Source organism: Micromonospora sp. NBRC 110037 (genome assembly GCF_001652995.1).
GTDB classification, from domain to species: domain Bacteria; phylum Actinomycetota; class Actinomycetes; order Mycobacteriales; family Micromonosporaceae; genus Micromonospora; species Micromonospora chalcea.
The window spans coordinates 2,373,533-2,395,065 of sequence record NZ_BBVA01000002.1 but is presented as its reverse complement, the minus strand read 5'-3'; the positions used below and the strand labels follow the sequence as shown (position 1 = coordinate 2,395,065).

Annotated in this window: 10 protein-coding genes and 1 pseudogene; 4 read left to right on the top strand and 7 right to left on the bottom strand. The window is 66.2% G+C overall.

Going from position 1 to position 21,533, the window contains the following annotated elements; translation table 11 throughout:
• Positions 1 to 922: 922 nt before the first annotated feature.
• Both A4R25_RS09745 and A4R25_RS09740 read left to right on the top strand, forming a co-directional pair.
• Positions 923 to 2,158 (top strand): helix-turn-helix transcriptional regulator, encoded by a 1,236-nt coding sequence (locus A4R25_RS09745; protein WP_157539011.1) that lies wholly within the window; start codon positions 923 to 925, stop codon positions 2,156 to 2,158.
• Entirely contained in the window at positions 2,155 to 2,859 is a 705-nt protein-coding gene (locus tag A4R25_RS09740; RefSeq protein ID WP_030502743.1) for a creatininase family protein, read from the top strand. The genes A4R25_RS09745 and A4R25_RS09740 overlap by 4 nt, the downstream gene beginning before the upstream one ends.
• Positions 2,860 to 3,356: 497 nt before the next feature.
• On the opposite strand, the gene A4R25_RS09735 is transcribed toward A4R25_RS09740, so the two are convergent.
• Positions 3,357 to 4,925 carry an ISL3 family transposase gene (locus A4R25_RS09735; RefSeq protein ID WP_064446385.1) on the bottom strand — a complete coding sequence of 523 codons (1,569 nt, stop codon included), beginning with the start codon at positions 4,923 to 4,925 and terminating at the stop codon, positions 3,357 to 3,359.
• Between the two features lie 128 nt (positions 4,926 to 5,053).
• On the bottom strand, positions 5,054 to 6,286 hold the full coding sequence (locus A4R25_RS09730; RefSeq protein WP_064446384.1) for an IS110 family transposase: 1,233 nt from the start codon (positions 6,284 to 6,286) through the stop codon (positions 5,054 to 5,056).
• A 214-nt stretch (positions 6,287 to 6,500) separates the two neighbouring features.
• Here A4R25_RS09730 and A4R25_RS32215 point away from each other — a divergent pair, with 214 nt between their 5' ends.
• Positions 6,501 to 6,764, top strand: coding sequence for an IS3 family transposase (locus A4R25_RS32215; RefSeq protein WP_373888003.1), 264 nt, complete (start codon positions 6,501 to 6,503; stop codon positions 6,762 to 6,764).
• Positions 6,765 to 6,797: 33 nt separating this feature from the next.
• Here A4R25_RS32215 and A4R25_RS32135 read toward each other — a convergent pair.
• The 5 genes and pseudogenes from A4R25_RS32135 to A4R25_RS09710 all read right to left on the bottom strand — a co-directional run.
• Positions 6,798 to 6,950 (bottom strand): annotated as a pseudogene (locus tag A4R25_RS32135) (helix-turn-helix domain-containing protein); the annotation flags it as partial.
• A gap of 304 nt (positions 6,951 to 7,254) precedes the next feature.
• Positions 7,255 to 10,629, bottom strand: a complete 3,375-nt coding sequence (locus tag A4R25_RS09725; protein WP_197494866.1) for a Swt1 family HEPN domain-containing protein — start codon at positions 10,627 to 10,629, stop codon at positions 7,255 to 7,257.
• A gap of 1 nt (position 10,630) precedes the next feature.
• Positions 10,631 to 12,313, bottom strand: coding sequence for a DUF262 domain-containing protein (locus tag A4R25_RS09720; RefSeq protein WP_064446383.1), 1,683 nt, complete (start codon positions 12,311 to 12,313; stop codon positions 10,631 to 10,633).
• The gene (locus tag A4R25_RS09715; RefSeq protein WP_064446382.1) at positions 12,313 to 15,015 is read right to left on the bottom strand and encodes a DUF1156 domain-containing protein; all 2,703 of its coding nucleotides are present in this window, start codon (positions 15,013 to 15,015) and stop codon (positions 12,313 to 12,315) included. Before A4R25_RS09715 ends, A4R25_RS09720 begins: the two co-directional genes overlap by 1 nt.
• Before the next feature lie 22 nt (positions 15,016 to 15,037).
• The gene (locus tag A4R25_RS09710; protein ID WP_064446548.1) at positions 15,038 to 18,466 is read right to left on the bottom strand and encodes a helicase-related protein; all 3,429 of its coding nucleotides are present in this window, start codon (positions 18,464 to 18,466) and stop codon (positions 15,038 to 15,040) included.
• 198 nt (positions 18,467 to 18,664) lie between these two features.
• On the opposite strand from A4R25_RS09710, the gene A4R25_RS09705 reads away from it, so the two are divergent.
• Positions 18,665 to 21,331 carry a DEAD/DEAH box helicase gene (locus A4R25_RS09705; RefSeq protein WP_064446547.1) on the top strand — a complete coding sequence of 889 codons (2,667 nt, stop codon included), beginning with the start codon at positions 18,665 to 18,667 and terminating at the stop codon, positions 21,329 to 21,331.
• The last annotated feature ends 202 nt before the right edge of the window (positions 21,332 to 21,533 follow it).

The following is a 21,533-nucleotide window of genomic DNA, read 5'->3' as shown; positions in this document are numbered from 1 at the left end:
AGGAGGCGACGGCCACCTGGATGACGGGACAGCTCCTCCAGCGCCCACTCGTTCTGGCGACATACGCCGTCGTGGCACTGAAAGCAGGCGCCGCCCTCCTTGTGGGCGAGCACGGTCCGGCGAGCCGCGTCGAAGCGGTCGACGGGACGGTCGCTCTCCTCGGCGCCGGTCACGGGGCGGGGTCGCGGCAGGGCAGCGAGGCGGCGGAGGCGCGTAGCGCGGACCGAGGCAGGTGCCTCCTGCTGCATTCGTGGTCCGGCTCGTCGCGAAGCCGGGCGAGCGTCGCCGTGCTGGCGATGCCGAAAGGCGTGAAAGACTGATGATCCTGCCCGGAGACGAACCATTTGATACGCGTCATCCCGTCACCTCCTCGTGGGATGCGCGGCCGGGCCTCTCCCGGCTCCGACTACGCGCCCCGGTTGATGGGTGCAGGGACCGTTCGCGCGCCGGAGAGGCGCCGGTCCTGCACTTGCTGGTGCCTGACCAGCCAACGAAAGGTGGACCGGTGTCGGGAACGGTCGGGATTGGATCTACGACACTGCGTTGACATGCTCGGTCAACTGATCAGGAGGGTCCTACTCCTGGAAGTCGAAAGCGCCTGCGGCGAGACGCTTCAGGGTTGGCCGCCGTGCCGATCGGCACGTTGAGCGACGGGCAGAATGTCGGAGGATTGTCGGAATCCGCCGACCCTCTTACCGACAACCCCAGTGACGGGATCCCCTGAAATCCGTCACGATCCGACCAGCAACGCGCACGCTGCTTGTCGTCATCCGGGGACGAGGGCGCGGGAACATCAAGGGCCATTCGCTGGCGGCCGGAGCGCATAGGCTACCGGCAGGCTGTTGAGTTCCAGCTCGATTGAGGAGCAGCGTCGCTTGCTGCCGACATTCGCGACCGCCGAGGAGAAGGGTGCCAGGTGCCGATGGGCGACGTAGACGGTTGGCGGACGCTGGGCGTCCGGCTAGCGCAGCTTCGACGCGCCGCCGGCTACAACCAGCACTCTTTCGCACCCCTGACTGGCTACGCCCGCAGCACGATCGCGAACGTCGAGACCGGCCGGCAGAGGGCGCCGCGTGAGTTCTGGCAGCGCTGCGATGAGCTCCTCGGGGCAGCCGGCTCACTGCTCAGCCTCTATGACCAGGCGATGCGCCAACAGCAGGCTCTGCCCCCCATGCCTGAGGAAGCGGAGCTTGAAGCCGTCGACACGCATGCTGCGGCCACCGCGGTGGCAAGGACGTCAACGAGTCCTGTTGACCCCGCCATCGTGCCGCACTGGATGAGCATGCTCCGCATCCTCGCCGCTTCCCACGACGCGTTCGGCCCACGTCGGCTCCACGACGTCGTTCGGGGTGAGCTGAACATCATCCGAAGGCATCGCGCCGGCGCAGCCGGGCAAACCCTGCGGGAGCTGCTGCGGGTCGAGTCGCGGTGGGCGGAGTTCGCCAGTTGGACCGCCGACAACCTCGGCGATAGCCAGGATGCGGCGTACTGGTTGCGGCAGTCACTATCGATGGCCCGAGAAGCGGCTGACGGCAGGATGGCGACCTACGTCCTCATGCGGCAGGCGCAGCGCGCTGTCGAGAGAGGGGACAGCGCCCAAGCTATCGCCCTCGCCGAGTTCGCCGATGCCAGGAAGGAGTCGACAGCCCGTGATCGGGCGCTGTGCGCCGTCCGAACCGCCCAGGCCGCCGCGCTCGCTGGACAACGAGCACGCTGCCAATCCGCGCTGCAGAAGGCGCATTCACTGGTAGGAGCTGCCGAAGGCCTCGACGACCCAGACACCATCGGCCTGCACTGCACCCGCACCTACGTGCTGGCGTACGAAGGGCAATGTCATCTGATACTGGGCCAGGCGAAGCAGTCCATCGCTGTTCTTGAAGCTGTGCTGAGGGCCTGGCCATCCGCGTACCGGCAGGACGAAGCGCTCGCCCGCGCCTGGCTCGCAACCGGCTACGCGAACCTCGGTCGAGCGGATGAAGCTGCTGACCAGGGCGAGAAGGCGCTCACTATCGCACTCGATGCCGGATCTATGCGTCTGATCAAGGCGCTGAGTCGTGTGGAGCACGAGCTCGGGTCTCGACGAGTGACGGACGAGGCGCAGCGTTTCCGCGACCGACTTGCCCTTGCGGATCAAGTAGTCGGCAGAATGGGCCAGTGAACCTATGGACCACAGCAACGACCACGGAGGCCGGCCGCCACGCCGCATCAGTAGCCGTTCTGCCAGTCGGCAGCTTTGAGCAGCATGGTTCCCACCTCCCGCTGGCCACCGACACGATCGTCGCCAGCGCGATCGCCGCAGCCGTGGCTGATCGTTACGACCTGCTGCTACTCCCACCGATCACAATCTCCTGCTCACACGAGCACGCCGCCTGGCCCGGAACGGTGAGCATCTCCGCACGCACCCTAGACGCGATCATCACCGATGTGAGGGAGTCGCTTCAGCGCTCGGGCGTGGAGCGCCTCGTGATCGTGAACGGTCACGGCGGGAACTACGTGCTCTCGAACATCGTGCAGCAGGCCAACGTCGCCGGACCTCAGCTCGCGCTGTTCCCGAATCGGACAGCCTGGGAGGCTGCATGCCAGCATGCCGGCATCGCGAGCACCCTGCATGACGACATGCACGCCGGGGAGATTGAGACCTCGATTCTGCTTCACGTGGCGCCGGAGACCGTGCGCGACGGCTACGAGCTAAGCGATCACGTCGCCGAGCATCCGCACCTGCTCACGCTTGGAATGGGCGCTTACACCGAGTCCGGGGTGATCGGACGTCCCTCACTCGCAGCGAGTGGCAAGGGGCAGCGGATCGTTGAAAGCCTGAGCGCTAGCTTCCGGAACACATTGGACTTGTTGGTGTCGTAATACCTGCATCTTGGAGGAACAGAACTCGACGAGGTGAACGATTTAGCCCTCCGTGCGCGGGGAGCGGTCGCGGCGCTCCGCGTTCCCCGTCTCGGCCTGGGGATCACCGCTGCGTGCGCGGGGAGCAGATCGACCACGCCGGTGCGGTGGCGAACTTCCCGAGGTCACCCCTGCGCGCGCGGGGAGCAGGCGTACGTCGGGCCGTCGATCGTCTCCAGCGCCGGATCACCCCCGCGTACGCGGGGAGCATGCGGGCACCTCGTCGAGGCTGACCCGCTCGAAGGGATCACCCCCGCATGCGCGGGGAGCAGTCGGTGAGCAGCGCCACCGCGTCCGCGCGGGTCGGATCACCCCCGCGTGCGCGGGGAGCAGATGAGGTAGCCCTTGGGGTGGCTGGCGACGATGGGATTACCCCCGCGTGCGCGGGGAGCCGCCCCTGTCGGCTCCGCCTGAAAACTGGCTCTGGCGCAGATTCTGTGATTGATCTTGATGGCGGCTCACGAGTTGGTCAGGACGCGTTTGCGGAGGAGGTCGAGGTTCGCCCGGCCATACATCTGTCGCTTGATCGTCTTGATGCGGTTGACCTGGCCCTCGACCGGACCTGAACTCCAAGGCTGAGCGAGGCCGGCGACGACGGCGTCGCGGTCGCCGACAAGACCGGCGGCGAAGCCGCGGATCTCGGGGTATCCGGCGCGGCGGGCGCGGTCGATCCAGGCGTCGAGGTGCTGCCCGGTGCCTTGGTGGCGGACCAGCGCGGCGAACCCGCGGGCGAGGCCGACGACGGTGTCGAGGTCCGGGCAGCGGCGGCGGGCGTCGGCGAGATCGACGCGTTCGTCGTCGGTGAGTTTGTGGCCGGGTCGCATGATCCAGGCGGTGATCCGCCGGGCCGACGGCACCAGGACTACGGTCGCAGGGGCAGGCCGGGCGCGGTTGATGGTGAGCCAGTCCCGCAGCACCCGCAGGCTGCCTTGGTAGCCGCGAGCCAGGATCTCGCCGTGCAGGTCAGCGGTCTGATGAACGCCGTCGGTGAGGCGTTGCCGCAGGTAGGAGTGGAACGGGGCGAGGACGCTGGGTCGGCTGCTGGCATTCGGGCCAATCAACGCCTCGGCCGTGGCGGCATGGGCGTACTTGCGGGCGGTTCTGACGTTCATGTCGAGTCGGCGGGCGGTCGCGCTGATCGACAGCCCTTCGGCTCGCAGGGCGTGCACGGCCGCGTGGCGTTGGCGCGTGTTCGGCGCCCGACGCCCCGCCTCGCCCGGCTCGTCGGCCGGCGTGACCAGGGCAGATGTTGGTTCGGCGTGGGCGCGTAGGCAGCGGCGGTGCCCGCGGATGACTTTCTCGACGGTGTCGCTGAGGTTCTTCAGCAGGTGCCACCGGTCGGCGACCTGGACCGCGCCAGGTGCTCCCTTGCGGGCGCCGTCGGCATAGCTGCCGCCTCGGTCGCGGCAGATGACCTGAACACCGGGATGGTCGTGCAGCCAGGCGGCGAGGGTGTCGGCGGTGCGGTCGGGCAGGACGTCGATCGGTCGGCGGGTATGCATGTCGAGCAGCACGGTCGCGTAGCGGTGCCCACGGCGGCGGGCAAAGTCGTCCACGCCCAGCACCGTCGGCGTCACCGGCGGCGGGTCGGGCATCCTCCGGATCATCCGGATCAACGTTGACCGGGAGACCGACACCGCCAACCGCTGCGCCAACCTGCTGTCCGGTCGACCGCCCAGCGCCACCGCGACGGCCTCCAGGTCACCGGCCGCCACGACGGTGTGACGGGCATGCCGACGAGTCAGGCCCGGGACCTGCTCAACGAAGGTCCGCCGCCCGCACTCGCCGTTCACGCAGGTGAATCGGCGGACCGTCAACGCGACCAGCACCTCGTGACCACCCAACCTGACATCGGCCAGCCGCCGCACATAGCGACCATGCCTTGTGGTCGACCAGGTGCTGCAAGTGCCACACCGCGCCCGCACAGTCTGTGTCGCCGCATCGATCCTGACCCCGACGCCCCGGACCACCACCGCGTCCAACCGCAGGCCCGTCAGGTGCGGCAGCAACGCCGGAATGATCTCCATTCCGGCACCCAACCCGAACTACCGCCGAGCGCGACTCACAAAATGTGTGCCAGAGCCAAGGTTGAGCCGGCGTTGACACCGAGAACGCGATCTTCGCCTACATCGAGACATCTCACCAACGGTGGCTGTCAAGCAGTTGAGGTTGCGGGTTCGGCGAAAGCCTTGCTGGAGTCGTAGAGGGTGTTGTGTCGCAGGCAATGGTGCAGCTTGCCGAGCATGAGGTGGAACAGCCGACGCAGGGCGGCGATGTGCCTGTCGCCGGAGGCGCGGCGGGATCGGTAGCGGGTGTTCCAGTGGGAGTCATGCCGGACCGCGGCCAGCGCCCACACGTATCCGGTAGCAGCGATCCGGTCATTCTTGGCGCGGCGAGCGTGCACGAAACTGCTCTTGCCCGAGGAACGGGTCACAGGCGCGGCACCGGCGAAAGCACGTAACGCGCGGGCGTCGGCGAAGCGGCCGCGGTCGTCGCCGATCTCGGCCAGCAGCCGAGCGCCGAGCTGCACGCCGAGACCGGGGATGCTGGTGACGATCTTCGCGTCGGGGTGGGCGGTGAACACCTCGTCGATGCGCTGCTCCAGCTGCTGCAACGTCTGGCAGACCGCGTCGAGTTGCCGCACCAGTCCTTGAAGATGCAGGCCCATGGCCTGCTCAACGGCTGCTGGTTGACGCATCTGCTCGCCACGGACGATGCCGTGCAGCTTGTCCGCCTCGGCGGCGATGCCGCGTTGGCGGCCAGCGCAGCGCAGCAACGCCGCGAGCTCGGTGGGAGCCAGCGCAGCCGCGGCCGCAGGCGTCGGCGCCGCGGCGAGGATCACCCGCGCGGCCGGTGAGTCGAGCCGGTGCCGTCCGCCGCGCTCGAACGCCGCCAGGGCGGCGGGAAAGAACATCCGCAGCAGCGTCCGGATCCGGTTAGTGAGCGTGACCTGGTCCCACGCAGCGTCCTGCTGCGCCCGGGTCAGAACCCGCAGCGACTGCAGCAACTCACTGTCGGCGGGCAGTGGCCGATGCGCGGTCGCATCGGTTCGCAGGATGTTCGCCAGCACCATCGCGTCGAACGCGTCCGACTTGCCGCGCGAGACCCGATACCGGTCCCGATACCGCGACACCGCCAAAGGATTGATCGCAAACACCTGTCGACCCGCGGCTCGGAGACCAGCCACCAGCAGTCCCTGACTCGTCTCGATCGCTACAGGCAGTTTCCCGCCGGTCGGATCATGCTCGGCCAGCAGCGCAAGAACCTGACTGAGGCCGGCGGCATCGTCGTTGATCCTGACCGATGCCACCACGACGCCCGTCTCGTCGACGACAGCTACATCATGGTGATCCTGAGCCCAGTCGATGCCACACGCCACCGCTACCACCGTTGCTCCTCCCTGTCATGGACCACAGCGAGGCGCGACGCCCTAATGGACAGTGCTTGCCGCACGACATCTCACGAGCCGTTCGCCTCGCCACCGGCGGCGCCCGAACTCGCGCAAGGCTCCTGGCCTGCGACTGACCAAGGCTCAGCCCGCCGGCGAACCACAAAACGATCATCCTCGTCGATCGCCGTGACCGCCACGCGCCCCTCTCGATATCCAGGGTCAACGCCCCGCCACTTCTACAGGCGTCAGCAGCGGCCACGATCCTCAACGAGGCGCCGCTCTCGATTCCCCGGCTCGACGGCCATCGGCTGGTACGGGCGTCCTCGGTTGCCATTACGGCTGGTACAACACCCGACGCATCCAGACGGAACTGGGCTACCTCAGCCCGAACGAGTACGAGACCGCCTGGCACACCCGCCAGACGCAACCAGCCGAACCAACTATCGCCACCCCTGCGCCAGCCGGCAGCAGGTAACCACCGCTCCATCAAAGTGGGGGGGAACTCAGGCAGCGGCAGCAGCCGCATCAAGGCACCGTCGGTTGCCAGCGCCTTGTCGCAGGCCTCGACGAATTCCCGGGAGGGGAAGCGGTCCGCTGTCTCGATGCGACGCACGAGGTCGACACTGAAGCGGATCATGGCGCCGAGCCGCGCCTGCGAGATTGGCCTCGGGCTGGCCCATGGCAACGGTAACGACAGCGTGGACATCGCGCACGCATAGGGTCACTCACGGTTCACCACGGCGCAAGCTGGCGTGATCAGCAGGGCGTGGTGCGGACGACACGACGTTGGGCCGCAGCATGCGGACAACCGCGCTGTCCGCGTGCCCCGAATTCATGCCGACGAAACGAAGGCATCATGCCGAACCCTGTCAGCGCCCGCCAAGACGCGTGGCAGGCCGTGGCAATCCGAACGAGATGTGCGCCCGCCGGCAGCAGCTGCTGCCGGCGGGCTCCTGGGCCGACGCTTAGTGATCTTCCTCGAAGCCGGATTGGTCGAACTTGAGGGCGTTGCTGTTCTCCGAGACCGTGCGGATCTGAAACTCCGAGAACCCGTGGGGTGCCTCGGCTTCGATTTCGACGCGGACCTTCAGGTTGACCCCGGGCGTGGAGGTCAGGTGCTGGATCACCTCGTCCATCAGCTTCTTGAAGTCCAAGGCGTAGTGAGTCGAGTCGAGGGTCTTGCTCCCGAAGAAGTAGCCGATTGTCGGTTTCGGCGATGGGGCAGGCTCAGGACCGGGACCGGGCTGGGGACCAGGACCGGAGCCAGACCCAGTACTTGGGTTCGCCTCCGGTCCAGGCTCAGGGCCGGGTTCAGGGGTCGTCTCTTGCTGCCGCTGTGCGAGCGCCAGCTCGGGCTTGACCAAGAGCATGGAGTCGGTGGCCTGGCCGAAGTTGCCGTCGGACGGCAACATAAGTCCCTTGTAGCGTTCGCCGTCGTACTCAAGGGCAAGAGCAAAGCCCTCCTGCTGCCACAACAGCGGCTGGTCCGCGATGCCACGGGCCAGCACAGACCTATCCCGCAGCCGTGGCATGTAGGGGTACGTCGTGTACTGGCGCCACAGATCGCCAACCTTGACGTGGCCGTTCTCCCACAGCTTCGGCAGTCGGTTGAGCCAGAGCGAGACTGCCGCGGCGGCCTGCTGGGTGGCTAGCGCCCCATCGGCACCGAGCCGCTTCGATACACGCTCCGCGAGCGACGTCGACTGCCCCTCCGCCTTCGTGGCGGTTATGACGAAGGGTGATCCCGGGTCGGGAGCCTCCGGTACGAGAGCCCAGTGGTAGGCGCCTAGCAGCCGAGAGTTGACAGTGTCCTGCGCCTGCCGCTTCTTGTCCGTCGCCTGGTTCTTCTGGTTCTGAGTGAGATCGAGCTCGTCGGCGTTGTCCAGTACGTGCGACCACCCGAGGTAGTCCCGTACCGCTGATTCCAGTTCCTCCATGCGGTTCACGTCGGCCGCCAGGAAAACCAGCATGTTGCGGTGCAACCGGTGGGCGGTCCCACGGTGGTCGGTGGCGGACCGGGCGAACTTTGTGGCGCTGGACTCCTGGTCCCCCTTCTTGTGGGTGACCTTGGGGTGCAGGATGACCAGCCGCGCCTCGTCGGTGTCCGGGATATCGCCGTTGTCCTCCGGACAGATGTGCACGCCGGCGAAGTCGCCACGGCGCTGAGCCTGGTCGGTGAGCCTGCGGCGCACCTCGGCCCATACCTCTTCGACGTGTAGCCGCTCGGCCTGGTCCTTGGCCCGCCGCGTGATATTGGCCTGGAGGTCGTACCAGTACTTCCCCGACCCGGAGTAGAAGTAGGTCGCGCGATCCCCGAGAGCGGAGAGCGCGGAGTGGAAGTTGCCCGGGATATCACCCGGGATCGCGGTGCCGAGGAAGACGCGCTGACGTTCCAGCCCCTTGTGTGCCGAGCCGATGGTCGGGGCGGCGCCGAAGAAAATTGCCCGGGCCAGCCGCTTGGTGACCCGGCGCGTCTGAAGTAGCGGCTTCTCGTTATCGATCTTGGTCGGCTCGGAGTTCGGTCCGTCGACGTCAGCGTCGATGATCGCCTTCCACGAGTCCTGCAGATATTGCGTGAGCTCGGAGTTCACCGCTGAGGTTGCCAGCGGGATCGACCCAGGCATGATCAGCGGGCCGGTGTCTTCCCCCACCCACAGTGCGTGGATGACGGTATTCATCAGGCGCAGCACGCCGCGGGTTCGCTGGAAGCGCTCGAGACTCGACCAGTCCTCGTAGAGCCGGTCGAACAGCTCCGGGTGGATCGGGTAGGTTCGCTTGATCCGGTCCTCGTACGTCGAGTCTCGCGCCTCGCGGGGGAACTCGTCGCTGTGCTTGCGGTAGAACTCCACGAACGCTCGTGCCGTGGCACCGATCGAGGCCAGCGCATTCGCATCGGGGGCGACGAAGAGCCGTTGCCGGACGATGTGGTAGGCCTCGTCGGATGAGGCCGGTCGCCACTGATCGGCGACACGGCGCACGACGTTCTGGAGCCGCTGCAGCGCCTCAAGACCACGGCGGCCGCCGACTTCCTCGGCGTTACCCGCAACGACCTCGTTGGGGTCCTTCCCTGTCTCCGACGCGGGGATCGAGATCGCCAGCAGCACTCCGCTGGTTGCCTTGGCCGCTTCGGTCAGGGACTGAGCGAAGGTGAACTGAGTGTCGAAGGTGCCGCCCGTGATGCCGGCGGCTGTCGCCTCTTCAGGGTGGTCCGGCAGTTGCCGGGCGTAGGCCACCCACTCGTCGATCAGGATCACCGCCGGCGAGTACGCCGCGAGCAGGTCGTGCAGCGCCCGGCCAGGGTTGGTGCCGGCCCGGTCGGAGTCCGCGACCATCTTGTACGCCTCAGCGCCGCCGAGCTGCCAGGCGAGCTCACCCCAGACCGTCCGCACCACGGTGCCGTCCGGCTTGGTCTCGCCAGTGGGGGCGAAGTGATTGCCGACGATGGCGACCCGATGGGCGTCCTTGATCGTGTCGTAGCCCAGCGGTCCCAGCAGGTCCTGGGTGTCCTGTGGGAACGAACCGAGCGGCGTGCCGCCGGCCAGGTGCCAGAGCGCCAGCATCGAGTGTGTCTTGCCGCCACCGAAGTTGGTCTGCAGGTTGATGACCGGGGATGCGTTGTCGTCCCCGGTCATTCTCCGGACCGCGCGGTCGACCAGGTCGCGTAGGCCCTCGGTCAGGTAGGTACGAGAGAAGAACTGCACCGGGTCGGCGTAATCGTTGCCGGCCTGCCCCTCGGCGACCTTGAACAGGTCAGCGGCGAACTCCGAGGCCTGAAAGTTGCCGGTCGCCACGTCGTCGTGCGGTCGCAGCACCTCGCGCCACGGCCGCAGCCCTGTCGAGTCGGCCGTTTCGGCGGCCGCCTTAAGAGTGCGGCGGTCGTCCTTCTCCGCAGTGACCCGGCGCAGGTTCAGCCGGATCTTGGAGACGTCTGCGGCCGCCTCGGAGGCGCCGATGCCCGACAACAGCCGCTCCGCGGTGTCCAGCGCCCGGTAGGCATCGTCGTTGCTGAACGAGGCGCCGTGCGCCCAGCCGTTGCGCACGTCGCGCAACTCGCTGGCGTAGGACTGCTGGAGCTTCGACAGCTGGCCGTCGAAGGGGAACCAGCCGGGCTTGACTTGGTGGGGGATGTTTTCGGTCAGCATGCGCAGCTGGAGCTGCGGGTCGGTGACCGAGTAGGCCTTCCCCGTGACCCCGTTCTTGGCGTCCTTGAGCGCGACCAGCTGTGTCCAGTCGTGGCCTTGCGGTAGCTGGGGAGACACGACTCTCGTGATGAACTCGTTCAGCGCTGGAGACAGCGCGTCGAACATCTGGCCGATGCGGTCGCGGTTCGAGATCGCCATGTCAGTTGAGCTCCCACTCCTTGACCAGAATTCCCGTGAGCTCGGCCTGCCGCCGTTCAAGCACGTCCGGAGTCCAGACCGGCTCCATGATCACACTGGTTGTCAAGGCAAAGCCAGTGACGCCGGCTGCGGGACTGAAGTATTTCTCCTTCTTTGTCGCGAAGTCGTAGTTCTGCGCCTGGCTGTTCTTGTTCCTGTTGAGGAGCAGCAGGTTCCCGAGGCGGTGCGTCCAGAAGGCGCGCTCATCCTCCGCGAAGTCCTTGACCCACTGGCTGTCGTTCCGCGGGTTCCGAGGAAGCACATGCTCAACGGTAATGATCTTGTGCTTGTAGGAGACACCAGGGGCATTGGCCAGTAGCTCGTCGAGCCTCAGCAATACGTACTTTCGTACGGGCTGCACCTTGTACAGCTCCCCGTCGAGGCGTTCGCGCGTCTCTTGTCGCTCGTCGGCAGTGAGGTCGAAGGCCTTCGCGTTGACACCAGCGCCAGCGTCTAGCTGCTTGAGTAGCTCGATGTACCGGGTCACCCGAGGGGTGGTGTAGACGCGCCGCAGCAGCATGCTGGCTGCGAGCCGTTCCAGCCGGCGCAGGAAGGCGTCGAGAAACGCAGGGTCGTCGTCGTGGTTGCGCAGTGCCCACAATGCCGGCGGACGCCAGTCGTTGTTGTCTAGTTGGACCAGGCGGCGCAGCCAGTTGTTGACCTTGGACCAGGCGGCGTCATAGTCGTCGTAGTCCTGATTCAGCAGGTGGGTGTACGCCGTGGCGTAGGGCATGAGCATGTCATCGACGAAGCTCGCGGCCCTGCCGGTCTTGGTGTAGGCGTTGAGCACCTGGTGGGGAAACTCGATCAGCAGCTCGCGCTGGCCTCGTGCCTTCGCCACGATCATTCGGAGGTGCAGGAACAGTTCGGCGAAGGTCGTACGCCCGAGGTTTTGCTCCGCGGTCTCCCACGCCTTTGCGTACGCCTGCTGCTGCGCCGCGTCGATAGAGCCGATCACTTCGGACTTGAAGATGTCCGAGGGCTCGAGGTCGAGACCTCGGGCGTTCATCACGCTGAAGATGCGGTGGGCGCTGGCCAGATCCGGCGTGCTGACAACTACCAGGAAGGTCCGGTTACGGGCGAGGGCCGCGAGGGCACTGCGCTTGTCGTCGGTCCAGGACGACAGTCGTTCCTGCAACACCTTGGCGTTGTCCCGGATGGCTCGGTGGCTGTCGTTCGCTAGCGCATGGTCGCTGAGCTTCAGCAGGTCGTCCAGCCGGTTGGGGGTCTGCACGTACGTCGTGAAGAACCCGGAGTCCTGATTGCGCAGCAGCAGGCGAGGCTTGGCCTTGATGCCGTCGAGAGCCACGCCTGGCTCCAGGACCATGTCGCGCAGAACGACAGCGACCTCGTCGTTTTTGGCGAGATCTCGCAGGACTGCGAGCAGGATGCTGAGCGTCGTCAAACGCTGCTGACCGTCGATGACGTCCGCCCGCGACGCGTTCTCATCCGGCTTGACCAGGACCAGAGAACCGAGAAAATACGGCTCGGCTGCGTCCCGAACGAGGGCGTCCTCAAGGTCGTCGAGGAGCTGCAGGGCCTGCTCGGTGCCCCACGCGTAGGGCCGCTGGTAGTGCGGGATCGCGAAGTCGAAGTCAGCGGAGAAGATCTTCTTCAGCGGATGCTCGTGCGCCTTCAGCGGCATCAGTCATCCTCCGGGGAGAAGTCGAACTCGCCCTGCTCGTGAGCCGCCGGGGCCGCCTTGGAGGCGTCGACGACGTCACCCCACGACTGGGCGATGGCGTTGAAGCTGATGGCGTCCTTGGCCCAGCCGTTCTTCTCGGCGATGGAGAACAGCAGGAACGCCAACTCCTTGACCAAATCGGGGTCGACGGCTCCGTCCGGACGGCTCTGAGCGGTCGCGAGGAACGCACCCGCCGCGGGAAGCCCTGCGGTCTCGAGAATCCGGATCGTGTGGTGCAGCACCTCCCACGTCGAGGTGTGCTCGTCGGCGACCACGTCGTAGTCAACGGGGGTATCGGCGGGCTTGATCAGCGCGACCTTGCCGGCACGGCTGGTCAGGATCGCGTCCCGGTCCATCCGCTCCACAGACGTGTTGCGGGCACGGGCCAGGTTGTCAGCGTCACCAAACGTCCCAGTGTTGTAACCGTGTTGGCGATACCATGCGATCGCAAACCGTGTCGTGGAGTCGAAGTCCCCTTCCTGCTCACTGAGCACCTGGTCCAAAATTTCGTTGATTCGCGCGAGTGCCGAACGAACGGTCATTCGGGACCCATCCGGTTCTAGCACTTTGGAGTAATGGCTGAATACTGCCATGCCTGGTCCGATTGCCGCCTGCGGGAGGTCCACCGGCGCTATTCGGCCCTGCTGAAGTTTCCGTAGCGCGTCGGGAAGTTCCGCATTCAGCGCTGCGATGAATCCCTTGCGGTCCGTCGTCAACGCCTTATCCCGCCTGCGGCGGACCGACAGTACAACAGAAGATGCCAGTGCGTTCCGACCCAGCACCCTCAACCCTCCTCCGAGCTCAGTCCGGATGGGCCACGTGGCAGTCACATGCCCCCCCGCGTCCACGAGGCCCTGCAGCATGGTTTCCCAACCTGTCGACGCTGTGCCCTGGTCATCGGTGTCGGATTGTTTGAACGCGTAGTATACGGTGAGTGGGTAATCGTCTTCTTCAACGGTTATTGCCGAGTCAAAAAAGCAACGCAGCTTCGACTCGAAGAACTTCGACGCGTTAGTAACGCCTCCGTGTCTTGCTGGTTCAGCAATCAGCTCCTGCCTCTTCGGGGTTGCTACAGTCCCGTAGAGGTCAGGAAGTACTGAATTAAGCGTTTGCCGGTGCCAAAGATAGAAGAAATCGGAGAGATCGCTGTACGGCACGTTGTCGTAGTACGGCGGGTCCGTACTGATAACTACCCGAGAGCTCGGCAGGTCGATAGCATCACGCTGCGAAACTGTCCCAGGCGACGTCGCAGGGAGGCGTTCTAGGGCCTCTGTCAAGTACGAAAGCTGGCCTAGGATGTTTCCCGTGGAGTCGGAGAAGGGGTTTGCCTCTGCGTAGACCCAGATCATTGGCATCGCGTTGCGCGCAAAGACCTGTTCAACGGTTTCGCGACCGGGATGCCAGAAGCTCTGGCTTGACGATCGATTCGCAACACGCCCAATGAACAGCGCCAGGTAGACAGCAATTGCGTCAGCATATGCCTTGTCGCCGCTGTCGGTGATTACCTGCTGCCTCGCCTCGCCTGCCAGCTTCACAAGCTCGGTGAGCAGTCGCTGCTGGCGAGGCGCGTAGAAATCCTGCTGTGTTGTGAAGCCATACGCCTGTACTCGGAAACCTAGGGCCCGTTCGGGCAGTGGGACCACGGGAAAATCTTCTGGTGCTTCGACCTCAGCAGCGCCGCTTGCTTCATGAGTCGCTGGCAGATAGCTGCGGCTTCTATGGCCCTCGGCAACCGTGCAAAGCAGGTGTCGACCCAAGCGGTGGTCTCGCCCCTGCAGTCGGATGTATTCAAGAGAGATGGCAGAGTCACATGCGAGGCATTGGGCGCCGGTGCGACTTACAGTGCCAGCTACAGAAGACTTGCCCTGGTTAATCGAGTAGTGGATCCCATCGGATTCAACCGACGGAATCACACTTGCCTCCTTGCCCTTCCGAGTACAAATAGTGAAGGAGTTGACAAGAGGCGTTTCGGCTCCACAAGCTGGATTGGGGCAAATGACAGTGCGAGCCCATATCCAGGCGATGGGCGTTTGGCCACCAGCCGCCGGGTACAGGTGGCCGATGCGCTTCTCGGCTTCGTCACGCATCCAGGTTCCGTAGGCCCGTACGTCCGCGGCCAGGCCCTCCGTGCCCCTCCAGGTCCGGATCTCGGACTCCCCTAGGCCGGGGAAGACGGGCGGTCGATCGCGGAACTTCGGCGGGATCTCGATGAGCGCCTTGTTGATCAAAACCGCCACCGGATTGAGGTCGGAGGCGTGGGCTTCCAGGCCCAGTCGCTGCGCTTCCAGCGGGATACTCCCGCCGCCCGCGAACGGGTCGAGGATCGGCGGGGGATCGCCGTCGCAGGACTTCATGATCTCCACGCGAGCCTCGGCGAGCAGGGCCTCGTCACGGATGTTCTCCCACACCACGAGGCGTTCGATGATCTTGTGTAGCCGATCACGCTCGGCGCGCTGCGCCTCCTCCGTGGGGAACTCGTCCGGACGCGACGACGGGTCGTCGACGAGCTGAGCGAACAGGACCGCCCGCGCTGCGGCCAGCGGCCGCCGAGCCCACCAAAGGTGCAGGGTGGAGGGGTGGCCATGGCGGATCGACTTCTCTCGGGCCGACTCGCGGTTGATCGTTTCCAGGGGGAGAGCGACCTCGATCAGCTTGCGCTTCATCAACTTCCTCTAGCTCTGTCGATCAGAAGGGCGGGGTGCCGGCGGCCCAGGTCTTCGGCCAGTTGACGCGGACGCCGGTGGCGGCGAGGTCGCCGAAGTCGACGCTGGCGAAGGGGGCAGCGACGTACCGTACCTGGTCGTGTTCGGGGCCGGCCTTGCTGACGGTGACTAGGGCGAGCCGGTAGTGGGGGACGGTGTTTTTGCCGGTGACGATTTCGTTGTGGGTGACGTAGAAGTCCTCGGCGCCCTCGATGCGTGCTTTGACCTCAATTCGGATCGAGGGGCCGCCGTCGGTGGGGATGGACAGGATGTCGTAGCCGGGGTTGTTGAAGGCCTGCTCCTGCGGCTTCCGGCCGAGTGCAAGCTCGGTGGCGAGCACCAGTTCGATGCCGCGCCGCTCGACGGCCTTGGTCTCCTTGGCGTGGACCGGAGCGTCGGCGGGGATCTCGGCCTCGACCATCGACAACGGCAGCACGAGCGCGGCGGTCATGATGCGTGGCGGCTTGGTGACCAACTGTGCCTGCTGGCCCAGCAGCGCCAGGCGGGCTTCCCGGCGGGCTTGGAGTTCCTGTGCCTTGCGCAGAAGGCTCTCGGAGCTTTCCTTTGGCTTTGTGCCGGTCTGCTCCTTTTCCTGCGCAGCGATCGCCTCCCCGATCAGCCGATTCGACTCGTGTGCCAACCGCTGGTCGACCCGCATTCGGGTGCGCTCAACTTCGGCGAGCCGGCGGGGCGAGACCTCGGCGAGGTAGTCCTTGAGCTGGTGGCCGATGATCCAGGTCCGGGCCCGGGACTCGGCGTCACCAAGCCAGGCCAACTTCTTGGCCGCAGCCACGGATGGGGTGTTCGGAGCGGCCACGCAGTCGAGGTACGGTGCCGGGCCGGCGGGCGTGACCTGGCCGGTGGCGTCGACGTAGGCGTAGCCGAACCGGCGCGCGATGGACTCCTCGGTGCCGTCGACGACCTCCTCGACGACACCGACCAACAGGGTCGGCTCCTCGACCTCTGGGGAGACCAGGACGGTGCCGCGCTCGAGGGTGGGTCGGAGCTGGGTGATGGTGAGCTCAGCGACGGCGTCGTGGAGCGGATGCCCGGGCGCGAGGAGATCGGCGCGCGGCTTGTCGGCGACGTCGATGCGGTCGAGCTCGAAGGTGACTCGCTCGTAGCGGGTGGCGACGGGGCCATGCTTGGTGACGGCGCGGACGGCCGCGGGGACGTGCGTGATCTCGTAACGGCCACGCTCACGTCTGGCGAGCCGGCCGCCGAGGCGCTGGAATGCGAGGCGGAAGGCCCATTCGATGTAGTGCGGCTGCAGCCGGCGGGCCCGAGCCTCCTCCATGAGTCGCTGCATCTGTGCCAGGTCCGCGTCGGACATGGCGTCGTGGGTGAGTGCTCGTTCCTCGAGAAGCTCCTTGAGACCGTGGGCGACCGATGCGTCGATGACCTGTTCCATCTTGGCTCGGGTCTCGGGGAGATCGCCGTATCGGATGGCCTCGATCAACAGCTCTCGGAGTGGGGTCTCGTCGAAGGCCGCCCCCAGGACATCGAAAACCTTGCCGCCGTAGGCCTTGCGCTGCTCCTCGACCTTCTGCAGCAGCCGGGTGAACACTTCGCCCTCGCGGGTGTTGGCGGCGACGAGGTTCCACAGGCGGCACACCTCGGTCTGCCCGATGCGGTGGACGCGGCCGAATCGCTGCTCGATGCGGTTGGGGTTCCACGGGAGGTCGTAGTTGACCATCAGGTGGGCGGCTTGGAGGTTGAGGCCTTCGCCGGCTGCGTCGGTGGCCAGGAGGATCTGGCAGGCCGGGCTCTTGGTGAACTCCTCGGTGATGGCGCGTCGGTCGGCGCGTCGGACGCCGCCGTGGATGGCTTGCACAGTGGCTGGCTTGCCGAAGAGCGAGCGGATCTTGCGGGCCAGGTAGTCGAGGGTGTCGCGGTGCTCGGTGAAGATGATCAGCTTGCGGGGCTTCTCGGCGCCAGGGTGGATGAGATCGTTGTCTTCGAGGATCTTGCGCAGCTCGACCCACTTCCGGTCGGTGTCGAGGTTGCGGACCCGGCGGGCGACGTGGATGAGCTTGTCGAGGTCGGCCAGTTCGGTGTTGAGTTCCTCGATGGTGCGGGCCGCAGTGGCGGCGTCGAGCAGCTCCTCCTCGAGCTGCTCGACCTCTTCGGCGCTGTGCTCGTCGTTGTCCCAGTCGCGTGGGTTGATCGGGGCGGGCTCGTCACTGACCCCGCGGCCGTGGATCAGGTCGTCGCGGCGGCGTTTGAGTCGTTCGGCGCGTCGGACCAGGGACTGATAGATCGCCTCGGGGCTGGAGGCGAGGCGTCGCTGCAGCACCGTGAGCGCGAAGCCGACGGTGTTGCGACGCTTGTCGTCCAGCCGTGCGGCACGGTTCATCCCTTCGCGCACGTACTCGGTGACGCGCTCGTAGAGGTCCTGCTCGTCTGCGGTGAGCTCGTAGGGCACGGTCTGAGCAATGCGTTCCGGGAAGAGCGGTTTGCCCTCGAAGGTGAGTAGATCCTCCTTGACCATGCGTCGCATGAGCCCGCTGGTGTCCGGGTTGTGTATGCCGGCCTTGAACTTGCCCTCGAAGCCGTCGCGCTCGAGCAGGGTGAGGAAGAGTTGGAAGTCTTCCTCCTTGCCCGCGTGCGGGGTGGCGGTCATCAGCAGCAGGTGCCGGGTGCGGTCACGCAGCTTTTCTCCGAGCTGGAAGCGGCGGGTCTTATTGATCTTGCCGCCGAAGTAGTTCGCGCCCATCCGGTGGGCCTCGTCGACGACGACGAGGTCGAACTCGGCGTCGTCGAGGTGGGCGGTCAGGTCTTCGTTGCGCGCGAGTTGGTCCATCCGTGCGATGAGTAGCGGATACTGCTCGAACACGCTTGACCCGAGTGCGGCGTCGACCATGGCCGTGGTGAGGATGTCGAAGCGTAGACCGAACTTGAAGAACAGCTCGTCCTGCCACTGGTCGACCAGTCCACCGGGAGCCACGATCAGGCAGCGCTTCACGTCGTCGCGGAGCAGGAGCTCCTTGACGTACAGGCCAGCCATGATCGTCTTGCCGGCGCCAGGGTCGTCAGCCAGCAGGAACCGCAGCGGCATGCGGTCGAGCATCTCGCCGTAGACGGCTCGGATCTGGTGGGGCAGCGGCTGCACGTCGCTGGTGGCAACCGCCAGCATCGGGTCGAACAGTCCAGCCAGAGAGATTCGTTGCGCCTCGGCGACCAGCCGGAACTCCTCAGCGGCGGCGTCGAACGGTCGGCTGCCCGCGTCAGAGAGCCTCAGTTTGGCCTCGTCGGCCCGGAAGAGCACCTGCTGACGCAGGCCTCCATCGAGGGTCTTGTAGGTCAGCTCCACAGCCTCGCGGCCGTGCCACTGCGCTGCCAGAACCGAGACCGCCTCGCCCGGCACCACCCCAGTCACCCGAACGCCCGACGAAAGATCCTCGAGCCGCACCAGCCACCTCCAGAACGACAGCCAGCAGAGCCTACCGACGAGCACCGACACTACTGACGAGCGCAAGGCGGGCGCAGGCTGCGCCAGCTGGTGTTGCGTATGTCGGTGTCGCTTTCCTGACAACTGTCTCCGGAGGTCCCGTTCAAGTGGGGGGTGCACTACGATCCGTCCGCAAACCCCTCGATTTCTGCGGTGAGCATGAACAAGACAGAGCGCGAACAGATTCGTCGCCTCATGGCGGACTTCACGCAATGGAGCCACCGTGCCGAGGAGGTACAGGACTGGCACCAGGCTGTCCAGGACGCCGCCAGCAGCGATGAGCGAGCCCTGCGCTCACGGAGCGTCATGGTCGGCCGGGCCGGCCAAGCCGCCTGGCGTGTGCTCCCGCTCCGAAAGAGTGACATTGGGGTCGTCAGGCGCCTGTGGGAGCGGGCCACGCTTCCCGTGCCGACGGCCCACGACCGCTCCTTGCTGCAGCTGCTCACCACGGACGCACCCCGTGCCATCGCCGACATCGCCCCCATGTTCGGCGTACGTCGTTTCTTCACCGGGTCGGCGAAGAAACAATCGGCGGCCGCGGCTGCCGAGTTTTTGCGCCATCACCACGCGGCGATCCTTCGAAACGATCAGCCGCGTCGCTTGGAGTGGCTCGGTGCCTTCACCGCGCGCGCCGACCCACGACGGCTCAAGTTCGAGACCCTGCTCGACCCGGCCCTCCGCTTCGACCTCGTCACCGGACAGGCCGCTCCGGCGATCCTGGACCGCTCGGTCGTCGACGGACTGCCCGAGGCGCTGGATGCCATCGACAAGGTTGTCGCAGGCGAAGCCTCGTACCGATCGGCGGCACAGAAGGCGGGTGAGAAGGTCAGACGCGCCGAGGTCCAACGGATCCTGCAGGAGATGCCTGTGGATGCGTTGAAGACCGCCACCCGCGATCGACTTCGGCTGGGGCCACTCGGCGAGGCGGGGATCAGCACGGTGCAGGACGTGTTGAACGTCGGCTTGGACCTTCAGGCGCTGCCGGGCGTCGGGGAGACCTCAGCACGGCGCATGCTCGGAGCAGCGCAAACCCTCTGGCAGACGACGTACGACGAGATGCCGGTCCGCATCGACATCAATCACCGCCATTCAGAGACCACCCAACTGCTGCGCTGCCTCGCCGAATGGGACTCGTGCCGGCAGACCCGAGGAGCGGCCGCCGACCTCGAACGGGCATCCGAACTCGCACCGCTGCGGGCAGCGATCAACGGCGAAACCAGTCACCTGCTTGTCATTCCGGCCAGGCAGCTCGCTGCCTCGGGGCTCTCCGAGAGCATCCAGATCGTCAAACGGCGAGCCGAACTGCTGGGCATGTCATCGGGATCCGGTCGCAAGAGCGCCGGTGCGGACCCATGGGAAGACTTCCTCGCTCGACCCGCCGACTACTTCGCGATGCTCGCCGAGCTGGGGTTCGTCACCGAGGACGAGAACGCGGTGCACGGCGATCTCCCGGAGGAGATCATCCAGGCGGTACGCGATCAGGCACTCGACGGTGAACACCTGACCGCCTCGCTGCGCGGCTACCAGAGCTTTGCGGCCCGCTTCGCCCTGGTGCAGCGCAAGGTCATCGTCGGGGACGAGATGGGCCTCGGGAAGACCGTCGAGGCGATGGCGGTCCTCGCACACCTGCGCAGTAGAGGTAAGACGCACTTCCTGGTGGTGTGCCCGGCCGCGGTGGTGACCAACTGGGTCCGCGAGGTCACCAGCAAGTCGAAGCTGCGCCCGCATCGGGTCCACGGACCGGAACGCGACCGGGCAGCCCGTAGCTGGATGCGGGATGGCGGCGTGGCCATCACGACCTACGAGACCCTGGCGTGGTGGGAGCCGGCGCTGCGGGAGCTCCGCGATCTGGCGTGCGTCGTGGTCGACGAGGCCCACTACATCAAGAACCCGCAGGCACGGCGGACGACCAGGACAAGGGAACTCATCGCGCGCTCGGACAGGGCGATCCTCCTCACCGGCACGCCACTGGAGAACAAGGTCGACGAGTTCCGCAACCTTGCCTCCTACGTACGGCCCGACCTCACCGTTGACGCCACCGACCTGTCGCCGAGGACGTTCCGGCGGCAGATCGCGCCAGCCTACCTGCGCCGGAACCAGGAAGACGTACTGACCGAACTCCCTGAGCTGATCGAGGTCGAGGAATGGCTCCCGATGTCCACGGCGGACAGCTCCCGATATCGGGGGGCGGTCGAGATCGGGAACTTCATGGAGATGCGCCAAGCGGCGATGCTCCAGGGAGCCCAATCCACGAAGATGCAGCGCCTGATCGAAATCGTCCGCGAAGCGGAGGAGAACGAACGGCGAGTCATCGTGTTTTCCCACTTCAGGGAAGTGCTCGGCCTCGTTGCCCGGTCGTTGCCGGGGCCAGTCTTCGGGCCACTCACGGGGTCGGTGCCAGCCGGTCAGCGCCAGCAGATGGTGGACCAGTTCTCGTCCGCCAGACACGGCGCCGTCCTCGTTGCCCAGATCGTGGCCGGCGGCGTCGGGCTCAACATCCAGTCCGCATCCGTCGTCGTCATCTGTGAACCTCAGCTCAAGCCCACCACCGAGGCACAGGCCATCGCCCGCGCGCACCGCATGGGGCAGGTTCAGTCGGTGCAGGTCCACCGGCTGCTGTCCGAGGACAGTGTCGACCAGCGGATCACCGAACTGTTGGCCGGTAAGAAGCGGATCTTCAATGAGTTCGCCCGGGTCAGCGAGATGGCCGACTCCACGCCCGAGGCGGTGGACTTGTCCGAGGCTGAACTCGTCCGCGAGGTCGTGGCCGCTGAGCGCCAACGCCTCTTCGAACGTGCCTCTGCCAAGACCGGCGCAGCCGAGTGACCGCAGCGGGCATCAATAGATAGACCGCCGGCGGACGCACGGGCCTGGTGGGTCTCCAACACGTACGCCATCAGGCCGATGATGTGGTGTCACGGGCATGACCATGCGCGAAATAGGGGAGGGTGCCGCCTGCGTCAGCGTGCTGGCGGGCCGCGCGGGCTCGGGTTACGGCGCCTCTGGCGGGGGCGCTCCGGCTCCAGGA

Excerpts from the sequence above, each read along its gene's own strand:
- A4R25_RS09745 (WP_157539011.1), top strand. The coding sequence starts at position 923 with ATGGGCGACGTAGACGGTTGGCGGACGCTGGGCGTCCGGCTAGCGCAG.
- A4R25_RS09735 (WP_064446385.1), bottom strand. The coding sequence starts at position 4,925 with ATGGAGATCATTCCGGCGTTGCTGCCGCACCTGACGGGCCTGCGGTTG.
- A4R25_RS09725 (WP_197494866.1), bottom strand. The coding sequence starts at position 10,629 with ATGGCGATCTCGAACCGCGACCGCATCGGCCAGATGTTCGACGCGCTG.
- A4R25_RS09720 (WP_064446383.1), bottom strand. The coding sequence starts at position 12,313 with ATGCCGCTGAAGGCGCACGAGCATCCGCTGAAGAAGATCTTCTCCGCT.
- A4R25_RS09715 (WP_064446382.1), bottom strand. The coding sequence starts at position 15,015 with ATGAAGCGCAAGCTGATCGAGGTCGCTCTCCCCCTGGAAACGATCAAC.
- A4R25_RS09705 (WP_064446547.1), top strand. The coding sequence starts at position 18,665 with ATGAACAAGACAGAGCGCGAACAGATTCGTCGCCTCATGGCGGACTTC.